This window comes from Patulibacter sp. (genome assembly GCF_030655195.1).
In the GTDB taxonomy this organism is placed as follows: Bacteria; Actinomycetota; Thermoleophilia; order Solirubrobacterales; family Solirubrobacteraceae; genus Patulibacter.
This window is the reverse complement of record NZ_JAURWA010000012.1, coordinates 1-11022: the sequence shown is the minus strand read 5'-3', so window position 1 is coordinate 11022 and position 11022 is coordinate 1. Positions and strand designations below refer to the sequence as shown.

Sequence of the window (11022 nt, the reverse complement as noted above, 5' to 3'; positions counted from 1 at the left end):
CCGCGGGGCACTCGCCCGCATCCGGGTGGGCCTGCGCAACGCGACGACCGGCCCGCTCCGCGGCGCTCGCGTCCGCGTGACGCTCCCGGCGGCGCTGCGGGCCGGCGGCACCCGCACCGTGCGCCTCGGGACCGTCCGGGTGGGCCGCCTCGGCGTGGCCCGCGTGGCGGTCCGCGTCGGCTCCCGCACCCGCAGGGGCCTGTACCGCCTCACGATCCGGACGACGGTCGGGGGCGAGACGCTGACGCGTCGGGTCTCCCTGCGCGTCCGGTAGGCGTCACGGCGGGCCCGGCCCGGCGCACGACGCCGGCCGGGCCCGCGACACGCGACGACCGACGGGGGTCGCGTTCGGGCTCGGGCCCGCGGACCCGCCCGTGGCGAGGTGGCCGGGCTCGAGGCCGGCGGCCCCGCCGGTCGCGCGAGGTCAGTCGCCGAGCTTGTCGACGCGCAGGTTGCGCACGCCGCGCGGTGTCGTGACCTTGACGACGTCGCCGACCGCGTGGCCCATCACGGCCTGCGCGACGGGCGACTCGACGGAGATCTTGCCGGCGCTCGCGTCGGCCTCGGCCGCCCCGACGAACGACCACTTCTGGACCTTCTCGGTGTCCACGTCGACGAGGGTGACCGTCGAGCCGAAGCCGACGACGTCACCGCTCTTGGAGACCTCGGTGACGACGGCGTTGCGCCGCCGCTCCAGCAGACCCGCGATGCGGGTCTCGAGGTGCGCCTGGTCGTCCTTGGCCTGGTGGTACTCGGCGTTCTCCTTGAGGTCGCCGAGCTCGCGGGCGCGCTGGATGCGGGCGGCGATGTCGCGGCGGGCGGGGCCCTCGAGCTCCTCCAGCTCCGCCTTCAGGGCCTCCAGGCCCTCGGGGGAGATCGATTCGCCGCTGGCTTCCATCACACCACCGTAACGGCCGGGCCCGGTCCACCGCCGGGACGGCCGTCACGCCGCCCGGTGCGGCGGTCCGCCACTCTTGGGTGCATGACTGGATCGCAGGACCCCCGGAGCCCGACCTTCCCCGACCGGTCGGCGCCCCGCCGACGATCGTCGCGGACGGTGGTCCGGCTGACGGTGCTCGCGGTGGGCGCCCTCGTGCTGGCGGGCTGCGGGGGATCCGACGGCGGGGTGGAGGCGGGCGGACCGCCGACGAGCACCGCGCCCGGGGCGACGAAGCTCAGCCTGACCCTCGACTTCGCGCCCAACGCGGTCCACGCGGGCCTCTACGTCGCCCAGGAGCGCGGACTCTTCACGGACGCGGACCTCGCGGTCCGCATCCGGATCCCCGGGTCGGGCGCCGACGGGGCGAAGCTGCTGGCCGCCGGCCGGACGGACCTGGCGATCATGGACATCCACGACGTCGCGCTCGCGCGGCAGGAGGGCGCCGACCTCGTCGCCGTCGGCGCCGTCGTCCAGCGGCCCCTGGCCGCCGTGCTCGCCTCGCCGTCCGTCGCGCGACCGCGGGACCTCGAGGGCCGCACCGTCGGCGTGACCGGCCTGCCGAGCGACGACGCGGCGCTCGACCAGATCGTCCGCGGGGACGGCGGCGACCCGAAGGCCGTCAAGCGGGTCACGATCGGCTTCGAGGCGGTCCCGTCGGTCGTGTCGGGCAAGGTCTCCGCCGCGATCGGCTTCTGGAACGCCGAGGGCGTGGCCCTGACCGCGCGGCGGCCGGGGACGAAGGTCTTCCGCCTCGACGCCTACGGCGCGCCGCGCTACCCGGAGCTGCTCGTCGTGGCGACCTCGAAGACGCTGCGCGAGCAGGGGGACGCCGTCGGCCGCTTCACCGCGGCGATGGCGCAGGGCTACACCGCGGTGGCGTCCACCCCGAAGGGCGACGACGACGAGGCGGTCCGGGCGCTGCGCGTCGGCTCCGGCGACCGCAGCATCGACCCGACGACGACCGAGCAACAGCTCACCGCCGTCAAGCCCGCGTTCCGCGACGCCCGCGGGCGCTCCGGCACGCTCGACCGCGCGACGATGCGGACCTGGTCGGCCTGGGAGGCGAAGGTCGGGATCACGAAGACCCCGCCCGACGTCGCGAAGATGGTCTGGAGCCGCGCCCCGGGCAGCTGAGCGGCGGGGCGGGGCGGGGCCCGTCTGCGGGTGCGCCGAGCCCCGACGACCCGTGATGCGGTCCCGACCCGAGACGCTCGGGGCGGGGCCCGCCCCTCCTGCGGGTGCGCCGAGCCCTGACGACCCGGGAGGCGGTCCCGGCCCGAGACGCTCGGGGCGGGGCCCGCCCAATCTCCGTCCTACTTGTCGTCGAGCAGGTCGTTCAGCAGCGTGCCGCCCTCGCGGGCCAGGCGCGAGCGCGGGACGACCTGGTCCAGGCCGACCTCGAGGGCCACGGCGCGGACGTCGGGCTCGATCGGCGGGAAGCACGCCAGCACGGGCACGCCGTCCGGGCGCACGTCGGCCAGGGCCTCGGCCCATTCGACCCCGTCGACGCTGAGGTCGGCGACGATCGCCGCGAAGTCCTCCGCGGCGAGCAGCTCGACGAGCCCGTCGATGTCGGTGGTCAGCTCCGGGTCGTGCCCGGCGTCCTTGAAGATCTTGACGGTCTGCGACCCGAACTCCGGGTCGGGGACCACGACGGCGATGCGCACGAGTGTCGCCTCGGCCGTCAGTGGGCGCGGAGCCGGCGGAACTCCTGGCGGGCGGTCTCGCCCCTGCCCCACATGGGCTCCACCTCGGCGCGGCCCACCCGCACGTCGCGGACGATGATCTCGCCCGTGATCGACGCCTGGTCCAGCAGCGACAGCGCGGACAGCACGGCGGTCGGTGCGGCGGCGTGGCCGAACCGGTGCGCGACGAGCACGCGCCAGTGCCAGTCGTGGCGCGAGTAGGGCTGGGCGTTGCACGTCGTCGTGACGTACGTGGCCGCCTCCACGTAGCGGTCCTCGTCGGCGATCCGCAGATCGAGCGACAGGTCCGTCCAGTCGTCGGGCAGGGAGTCGAGGACCCGCTGGAAGTTCTTGGCGAGCGACATCGCCCAGCACTCTACCGGCCGTGCCGACGTCGCCGGAGGCCCGACGGGCCTCGTCCCGGCCTGCCCAGGGGCCCGTGACGGTCGGGCGCTACGCTCGATCACGTGCCCGATCTGCCCCAGGACCACGCCGCCGCGGCCGGTTCCACGGCCCCCCTCCCGCCTGCCGCGGAGCACGTCGCCGCGGGCTACCGCGAGCTGACGACGGGCGCCGGGCTCGTCGACGGCTCCGCGTCGGGCAAGCTCGCACTGACGGGCGCGGAGGCCCGCACGTTCCTCACCGGACAGGTGACGGCCGACGTCGAGGCGCTCGCGTCCGGTGCGGGCACGTACGCCGCGCTGCTGACGCCGAAGGGCAAGATCGTCGCCGACCTCCGGATCCTGCACGTCGGGCCGTCCGACGAGGACGTCGAGCTGCTGCTGCTCTGCGAGCGCAGCGGGCTGCAGGCGCTCTTCGACCACCTGCGCCGGCACCTCGTCGGGTACGACGTGGAGCTGCACAAGCGCACGCTGCAACTCGGTCTGCTGTCCCTCGTGGGCCCGCGCGCCGACGCGGTCGCCGGGGCCACGGCCGCCGGCCTCGGACACGAGGAGCACGCGTCGGTCGCCGCCGAGGTCGACGGCACCCCGGTCCGGCTCGTCCGGACCGCGGCGGGGGTCGACGTGCTGCCCGCCGGCGACGATGTCGACGCCGTGCGTGCCCTGCTGGTCGCCCGCGGCGCGGCGCCCGTCGACGACGACGTCGCAGAGGTGCTGCGCGTCGAGGCCGGACGCCCCCGGCTGCACCACGAGATGGACGACTCCGTGATGCCCGCCGAGGCGGGCATCGTCGAGCGGGCCGTGAGCTTCACGAAGGGGTGCTACGTCGGCCAGGAGACCGTCGCCCGCCTGCACTGGCGCGGTCGGCCCAACCGCCACCTGCGGGGTCTGCAGCTGGACCGGGCCGTCCCCGTCGGCACCGTGATCGTCCAGGACGGCCGCGAGCTCGGCCGCGTCACCACCAGCGTGGACTCCCCCGCGTACGGACCGATCGCCCTGGCGCTCGTCCGGCGCGAGGTCGAGCCGGACTCCACCGTGGTCCTGCGGCCCGGCGAGGGCGGCCCGACGTCCGCCCGGGTCGTCGCGCTGCCCTTCCGCCACGGCGGGGCCGGCTCCACCGCCTGACGCGCCCGGGCCCCGCGGGCCGGGACCACGGCCCGCCGGCCGCGCCGGGCCCCGACCGCCCGGACCCGGCAGCGAGGCCCGGACGGCCGCCGGACCGACATCGACCGGACACGCATCGCGACCTCGGGTAGGGTTGCGACCGATCGTCGCGGCCCCTGCCGCGACGCGACCCGGAGAGCCCGCAAGCCGATGCACGCCCGCCCCTCGATCGTCCTCCTCAGCACCGGAGTCCTGGCTGCGTCCGGCCTCGCCGGCTGCGGGCGGGTCGACCAGTCCGAGAAGCCCAACGGCTCCCGGCCACCGGCGACGCTGCAGCTCAGCGCCGCCATCACGAACAGGTCCGTGAACATCTCCCCGTCGGAGATCGGCGCCGGCCCCGTCCGGATCGTCATCACGAACCAGTCGTCCAAGTCGGTCAGGGCCACGCTGGCACCGGCGGCCGCCGGCGGCTCGCGGACCACCCGCGACACGATCCCGCCCGGCGGCGTCGCCGCGATCCAAGGCACCGTCGGCGCGGGCAGCTGGCGCCTGCAGGTCGGTCAGGGCATCGACTCCGCCCGTCTGAAGGTCGGTCGCGAGCGCAAGAGCTCCGACGGCGAGCTGCTGCTTCCGTAACCGCTCTCCTGCGGGTCCTCGCGGGCCCGTCGGCAGGTGCCCGCGTCCCGTGCGGGAGCGGTCCCTGCGTGCACCGTCACCGGCGGTGCCGGGCCCCTCGTCCACGGGGCCCCACGACGACACGTCGCCCCGGTCCGACCGACGGTAGGGTTCTCGCCGATGTCCGTCGATCTCACAGACCTGCACACCGCCCGCACGGCCCCCGGCGAGCTGCCGGCCACGATGTCCGCCTGGGCCATCCGCGAGGATCGCCTCGGCGAGCCGAAGGACGCGATCCAGCTCGAGACCGTCGACGTGCCGCAGCCCGGCGCGTTCGAGGTCGTCGTCCGCGTGATGGCCGCCGGCGTCAACTTCAACAACGTCTGGGCCGCCCTGGGGCAGCCCGTCTCCGTCTTCAAGTACGGCGACCACCCGGAGTTCGGCCACCACATCGGCGGCTCCGACGCGTCGGGCATCGTCTGGAAGGTCGGCGACGGCGTCACCCGCTGGAAGGTCGGCGACGAGGTCGTCATCCACTGCAACCAGGCCTCCTACGAGGACGTCGAGGTCCACGGTCTCGATCCGATGGCCGCCCCGTCGCAGAAGATCTGGGCCTACGAGACCACCTGGGGCTCCTTCGCCGAGTTCTGCAAGGTCCAGGCGCAGCAGCTGCTGCCCAAGCCCAAGCACCTCTCCTGGGCCGAGGCCGCCTCGTACGGCCTGACGTACTTCACCGCCTACCGCATGCTCATGGACCGCGCCTCCATCAAGGCCGGCGACAAGGTCCTGATCTGGGGCGCCGCCGGCGGCCTGGGCGTCTTCGCCATCCAGCTCTGCAACGCCGCCGGTGCCGAGTGCGTCGGCGTCGTCTCCTCCGAGGAGAAGGGCGAGCTCGTCAAGGAGCTCGGCGCGGTGGGGTACATCAACCGCAACGACTTCAAGGGCATGATGCGCACCGGCGACGAGACGCCGGAGCAGGAGAAGGAGCGCTTCGGCCACTCCCGCGCGTTCTCCAAGAAGGTCAAGGAGCTCTTCGGTGGCGCGTCCCCGGACATCGTCTTCGAGCACGTCGGCAAGGCCACGTTCCCGACGTCCGTCTTCACGGTCAAGCCGTTCGGCAAGGTCGTCATCTGCGGCGCCACCTCCGGCTACACGCTCGACTTCGACGTGCGGTACCTGTGGATGAAGCAGAAGGAGATCATCGGCTCCCACTTCGCCAACGCGTACCAGTGCATGAAGGCCAACCAGCTGATCGCCGAGGGCAAGGTCAAGCCCGTGCTGTGGAAGACCGTCGGGTTCGAGGAGACCGCCGAGGTCCACCAGCTCATGCGCGACAACAAGCACTCCGGCAAGATCGCGATCCTCGTCGGTGCCAAGGACGAGGACGAGGGCCGCAGCGGTGAGGGCCCGGGCGCGATCAAGGGTGAGATCGGCGTCTGACCGCGCCGGGGCGTCGGACGGCGCCCCTCCCCCGCACGGTCGACCGCCGTGCACCGCGCGTCGTCCTGCGGCCCCGTTCAGCGGGGCCGCAGGCCGTTCGTGAGGACCCAGCCGCGGATCTCACGGTTGTCCGACGCGACCCTGCTCCAGGTCCCACCCGGGGTGATGCGCAGGACCGAGACCGGCTCGTGCCCCATCAGCGTGCCCGTCATGACCCCGCCGGGGCGGACGTGGACCATGTGCGACCCGGCGGTCGTCACCATCGGCGTCTCACCCCGCCGCGTGGGGCGGGGGTCGCGGACGAGGGACCCGCTGCGGTCCGGACGTCGACAGAGCACGCCCTCCGAGAACGAGACGGGGTGCGGCAGCCGCGTCGACGGGAACCGCAGCACCACGGCCCGGCCACCGAGGTCCGACCCGCCGCTCCCGCCGGAGCTCAGGTCCTGCAGCTCACGCGACGGCGCGTGCTCGACGGGGAGCTGCAGCCACTGCGCCGTGCGCATCCCCGCCGGGCACCGCAGCGCCACCGACCGCACCGTCCCGGGCGCCGGCACGCCGGACGGGATCCTGACGCGGGCCGTCACGACGGTCGACCCCTCGGGCAGTCGTCCCCCGCGGCGGAGGTCGTGGGTCCCGACGAAGTACGAGTCGATCGTCGCGGGGGCCGGACCCCCCGGTCCGACGCGGTGCTCCGCCAGCACGAGCACCCCGCCGGACACCCCGACGAGCGCCGCGGTCCCGACGACCAGGGCGGACTTCGCGCCGACGCCCGCGGCCCCCGCACCACCGCCCAGGAGCCCGAGCACCGGCACGAGCGGCGGCGTCAGGGCCCGCAGCCGGCGGTCGAGGCGGCGCAGGTCCCGGCGGTACGCCCTGCAGGCGGAGCAGACCTGCAGGTGCGCGCGGGCGGCCTCGGTCGTCCGGGTCCCGCGGTCGTGCGCCCGGTGCAGCGACGGCCGGACGGCCTCGCAGTCGGCGTCGCGGGCGTTCTCGGCCCGGATGAGGTTCTCGCGGGCGCGACGCACCGCCATCCCGACGGCCGCCTCGCTGATCCCGAGCTCCCCCGCCACCTCCGACACCGGCCGGCCGTCGACCGCGCGGGCGACGAGCGCGACGCGCTGGGCGTCGGGCAGCGCGGCGACGTCGTCGATGACCCGGCGCAGCCGCTCCCGCCGCAGGATCACGACGTCGGGGCCTGACCCGGCCGCGGCGACCGGGTGGTCGTCCAGCGGGTCGGCGGGCCGCCGGGCCCGGGCGCGGACCGCATCGATCGCCGCGTTGCGGACCATGCGGTGCAGCCACGCCGAGAGGTGGTCCGGCACGAACCCGGCACGCAGCTCGCGGTGCGCCCGGACGAGGACCTCCTGGACGACGTCCTCGCGATCCACGACCCCCGGACGGCCGAGCGACCCCGCGTAGCGCAGGAGCGCGGGCCGGTACCGGCGGTCCAGGCGCTCCCAGGCCGCGTCGTCGCCCGCGGCGAGACGCACGAGCAGGGCGGCATCGCGGGTGGCCGGGCGACGGGGCATGGCCCGCTCGGGTCAGCGGGCGTAGCCGTAGACGGTGACCGAGCCCGCGTGGCCCTTGCGCGGGACGACGAGGACCGTCGTCCGGCGACGGCCGACGTAGCTCGGCTCGCCCTCGGGGAGCTGGATCGACAGCTCCGCACCCTCGTTCTGCGCGAGGCCGGTGAACCGCTTGCCCTTCGGCAGCGTCAGGACGACCCGCAGCCGGGTGCTCCCACCGCTCGAGGTGACCTCGCGGGAGATCAGGACGGCACCCTTCGGGATGCGGTCGCCCTTGTGGAGGTGGTTGCCGGGGACGGAGACCGGCGCCCGGGTGCCGGTGAACGTCCGCTGCGGGCCGGCGACGGGGCCTCCGGCGGCGCCGGCGGTCCCGGCCAGCACGGCCATCGTGACGGCCGCCGTGACCGTGGTGCGGATGATGCGGGACATGGTGGGACTCCTGGATCTTCGGGGGGACGAGGACGGCGCGGCGGTGCGTCGTCACCACGAGGACGACGCACGGACGAAGAACGCACGCACCATCCAACCAAAATGTCCCACCGCGCCCGCGGGGCGTTCCCGATCGGATCGCCCCGACGCGACGGGCCCGGACGAGGGACCCGGATCGCGGGGTGTCGCGATTCGCGGAGACGCCGTCGGCCCGGACGTGGGACGATGTACGGACGATGACGACGATCGCCTACGAGATCCCGTTCTACGCGAATGGCCTGCAGGCCGACGCGCTCGCGGCACGGCTGCAGGAGCTCACCCCGAAGCTGCTGCGCGAGGGTGCGCTCGAGGTGCGGGTCATCCGCTCCCGCGAGGACGCGTACAAGTTCCGCATGTCGATCGCGATCGCCGATCAGGAGACCTGGTCGCGCATGTGGAACTCCGACACCTGGGTCGAGTTCCGCACGGTCCACTCCAAGCTCTACCAGAAGCCCCTGGCGTACGAGAAGAACGTCTCGATCGCCCACGGGCGCGGCCCCGGCGTCACGGACCCCTACGGCGACGAGCCGTTCGGCCCCGCGAAGACCGAGGACGATCCGCGCATGACCGGCGAGCCCGTCCCCGCCGGCGGCTGACCCGCCCCGCGCCGCCTCGCCGCGGCCCCGGAACGACGAAGGCCCGCTGATCGGCGGGCCTTCGTCGTTCCTGGAGGTCTCCGCTCCGGCGCCCCGAGGGTCCGGACTGCGTGAGGGCGACCGGATCCGGTCGCGGGTTCCGGTGGGCTCAGGCCTGCTCGAGCGGGGCCATCGTCAGGCCCGCGTCCCGCAGCTGCTCCCAGTAGTGCTCGGCCAGCTCCTTGTGGCCGGTCCACACGATCGAGGAGCCCGTGCGGTGGATCGTGTCGGCGATCCGCAGCCCCGCGTCGACGGTGACGCCCGGGATGAACCGGGCGAGCACGACGGCCACGCCCTGATGGGTGTTGTGGTCGTCGTCCTTGACGATCACGTTCCACGCCCCACCCAGGCCCGTTCCCGGGTCGGCGGCGCGTGTCTGCTCGATGGTCTGACTCACGGTCGTGCAGGGTAACGGGGAAGTCCCGGAGGATGCGGACCGAGGCGGCGGTGGAGCCGGGGAACCTGCGGTCGCGGGGAGCCGTCGTCTCCACCATAGGACACGGACCCGGCTGTGCCAAGGTGTCCCCCATGACGGACGGCGGGCAGGTCCATCGCTACGCCGCGACGTGCACCTGGAGCGGCAGCACGGGTGCGGGGTACGACGGGTACGGGCGCGAGCACGAGGTCGTCGCCGCCCCGGCGGACGCGGCGCTTCGGCTCTCGAGCGACCCCGCCTTCGCGGGCGACCCGCGCCTGCTCAACCCCGAGGCGCTGCTGCTGGCCGCCGCGTCCTCCTGCCAGCTGCTGTCGTTCCTGGCGGTGGCCGCCCGGGCCCGGGTGGACGTCGTCTCCTACCGCGACGACGCCGAGGCCGAGATGCCCGAGCGCGCGGACGCCGGCCCGATGTGGGTCGAGCGGATCGTGCTGCGCCCGCGGATCGGCGTCCGTGGCGACCGCCCGTCGGACGACCGCCTGCGCCGGCTCGTCGACCTCGCGCACCGCGAGTGCTTCATCGCGGGCAGCCTGCGCTCGGAGATGGTTGTCGAGGCGACCTTCGAGCGCGTCTGAGGTCCGTTCAGGAGGCGGCCGCGCCCCCGCCGGCCGGGGACGACCCGTCGCCCTGGTCCTGCCGGTGCTCGCCGGCGGCGTCGACGACCTCGTCGTGCGCCTCGGCCCCCGCGACCTCGGCCTCCCGGGCGACGCGCTTCCAATAGCGGTCCAGGCCGGCCCACAGGCCCTCGAACGGGCCCGCCGCGTAGTACGTCGGCAGCCCCTCCTCCCCCGCGCGCTCGAGCACCCAGCCGCGGATGAAGTCGGCCATGCCCTGCGCGTCGGTCGTCCGTGCGGTCTCGGCGTAGAGGTCGAGCGTCTCGTGCATCGTCTCGATCTGCTGCATCACGTCGCCGGTGGTCTGCCCGAAGTGCATGAACGCCAGGCGCTCGGGCTCCCAGGCGGCGACCGTCTCGAGCGAGGCGTGCCAGAGCGGCGGATCGATGTCCGGCGGCGGGGTCGGCGGCAGCGCGGGGCCGCCGTCGATGCGGATGCCGGTGACGTCGCCCGTGAACGCCGTGCGGGTCGGGCGGTGCAGGTAGGAGACGTGGTGCTGGGCGTGGCCGGGCGTGTAGGCGACCTCCCACGGCCCCTCCTCCTCGCCGCCGTGCAGCACCCGGATGTTCTTCTCGGGGATCGGGACGACCTCGCCCCAGAGCATGTCGAAGTAGTCCCCGAAGACCTTGCGGGCGCTGGCGACCAGCCGGGTCGGGTCGATCATGTGGCGGGCGCCGCGCTCGTGGACCCAGACCTCGACGTCGGGGAAGCGCCGCACCAGGGCGCCGGTGCCGCCGGCGTGGTCGAAGTGGATGTGGGTCAGGAGGATCGCGCGCGGCGTGCGGCCGTCGAGCGCCTCGACCACCCGGTCGATCGTCCGCTCCGCACCCGGGTCGACGATCACGTCGTCGAAGAGGTGGGCCGACATCGCCTTCGGCTTGCCCAGGTGCATCAGGTCGACGGTCTGCGGCGGGTCGTACGTCACGCGGTCGACCCTATCTCGCGGAGATCGGCGACCCGTCCCGGCGCTCGAAGGGCCCATCGACGGCCGGCGGAGGAGGCCGGGGACCCGCGGTGGATCTCCGGCGTGGAACGGGGCGGTAGGGGCAGGCGGGCGGGCGGCGGCAGGCGGCAGGCGGCGGGCATCCGGCGGCTGGCGGCCCGCGGCCAGCAGCAGGCGGCGGGCGGTAAGCGGCAGGCGGCGGGCAGCAGGCGGCAGGC

The 11022-nt window shown here is 74.7% G+C and carries 14 protein-coding genes; 7 read left to right on the top strand and 7 right to left on the bottom strand.

Going from position 1 to position 11022, the window contains the following annotated elements:
• Positions 1-274 (top strand): hypothetical protein (locus Q7T67_RS01245; RefSeq protein WP_304785508.1); only part of this gene is annotated, 274 nt, incomplete at its 5' end.
• A 150-nt stretch (positions 275-424) separates the two neighbouring features.
• Here the strand turns inward: Q7T67_RS01245 and greA are convergent.
• On the bottom strand, positions 425-898 hold the full coding sequence (gene greA / locus Q7T67_RS01240; protein ID WP_304785507.1) for a transcription elongation factor GreA: 474 nt from the start codon (positions 896-898) through the stop codon (positions 425-427).
• A 159-nt stretch (positions 899-1057) separates the two neighbouring features.
• Here greA and Q7T67_RS01235 point away from each other — a divergent pair, with 159 nt between their 5' ends.
• Complete coding sequence (locus tag Q7T67_RS01235; protein ID WP_304785506.1) at positions 1058-2074, top strand: ABC transporter substrate-binding protein; 1017 nt, start codon at positions 1058-1060, stop codon at positions 2072-2074.
• 179 nt (positions 2075-2253) lie between these two features.
• Here the strand turns inward: Q7T67_RS01235 and Q7T67_RS01230 are convergent, their stop codons facing one another.
• Together Q7T67_RS01230 and Q7T67_RS01225 are read right to left on the bottom strand one after the other, a co-directional pair.
• On the bottom strand, positions 2254-2607 hold the full coding sequence (locus Q7T67_RS01230; protein ID WP_304785505.1) for a hypothetical protein: 354 nt from the start codon (positions 2605-2607) through the stop codon (positions 2254-2256).
• A 17-nt stretch (positions 2608-2624) separates the two neighbouring features.
• Positions 2625-2990 carry a hypothetical protein gene (locus tag Q7T67_RS01225; protein WP_304785504.1) on the bottom strand — a complete coding sequence of 122 codons (366 nt, stop codon included), beginning with the start codon at positions 2988-2990 and terminating at the stop codon, positions 2625-2627.
• 102 nt (positions 2991-3092) lie between these two features.
• On the opposite strand from Q7T67_RS01225, the gene Q7T67_RS01220 reads away from it, so the two are divergent.
• From Q7T67_RS01220 to ccrA, 3 genes are all read left to right on the top strand, one after another.
• Positions 3093-4151, top strand: coding sequence for a folate-binding protein YgfZ (locus Q7T67_RS01220; protein WP_304785503.1), 1059 nt, complete (start codon positions 3093-3095; stop codon positions 4149-4151).
• 189 nt (positions 4152-4340) lie between these two features.
• Positions 4341-4766 carry a hypothetical protein gene (locus Q7T67_RS01215; protein ID WP_304785502.1) on the top strand — a complete coding sequence of 142 codons (426 nt, stop codon included), beginning with the start codon at positions 4341-4343 and terminating at the stop codon, positions 4764-4766.
• 159 nt (positions 4767-4925) lie between these two features.
• On the top strand, positions 4926-6185 hold the full coding sequence (gene ccrA, locus Q7T67_RS01210; RefSeq protein ID WP_304785501.1) for a crotonyl-CoA carboxylase/reductase: 1260 nt from the start codon (positions 4926-4928) through the stop codon (positions 6183-6185).
• Between the two features lie 77 nt (positions 6186-6262).
• Here the strand turns inward: ccrA and Q7T67_RS01205 are convergent, their stop codons facing one another.
• The gene (locus tag Q7T67_RS01205; protein ID WP_304785500.1) at positions 6263-7714 is read right to left on the bottom strand and encodes an RNA polymerase sigma factor; all 1452 of its coding nucleotides are present in this window, start codon (positions 7712-7714) and stop codon (positions 6263-6265) included.
• Between the two features lie 12 nt (positions 7715-7726).
• Complete coding sequence (locus tag Q7T67_RS01200; protein ID WP_304785499.1) at positions 7727-8140, bottom strand: hypothetical protein; 414 nt, start codon at positions 8138-8140, stop codon at positions 7727-7729.
• A 236-nt stretch (positions 8141-8376) separates the two neighbouring features.
• Between Q7T67_RS01200 and Q7T67_RS01195 the strand changes: the two genes are divergently transcribed.
• Positions 8377-8775: a hypothetical protein gene (locus Q7T67_RS01195; RefSeq protein ID WP_304785498.1), complete on the top strand. Its 399-nt coding sequence runs from the start codon at positions 8377-8379 to the stop codon at positions 8773-8775.
• Positions 8776-8923: 148 nt separating this feature from the next.
• Here the strand turns inward: Q7T67_RS01195 and Q7T67_RS01190 are convergent, their stop codons facing one another.
• Entirely contained in the window at positions 8924-9211 is a 288-nt protein-coding gene (locus Q7T67_RS01190; RefSeq protein WP_304785497.1) for an ATP-dependent Clp protease adaptor ClpS, read from the bottom strand.
• 131 nt (positions 9212-9342) lie between these two features.
• Between Q7T67_RS01190 and Q7T67_RS01185 the strand changes: the two genes are divergently transcribed.
• The gene (locus Q7T67_RS01185) at positions 9343-9822 is read left to right on the top strand and encodes an OsmC family protein (RefSeq protein WP_304785496.1); all 480 of its coding nucleotides are present in this window, start codon (positions 9343-9345) and stop codon (positions 9820-9822) included.
• 7 nt (positions 9823-9829) lie between these two features.
• Here Q7T67_RS01185 and Q7T67_RS01180 read toward each other — a convergent pair whose 3' ends face one another.
• Positions 9830-10786 carry an MBL fold metallo-hydrolase gene (locus tag Q7T67_RS01180; protein ID WP_304785495.1) on the bottom strand — a complete coding sequence of 319 codons (957 nt, stop codon included), beginning with the start codon at positions 10784-10786 and terminating at the stop codon, positions 9830-9832.
• Positions 10787-11022 lie beyond the last annotated feature (236 nt).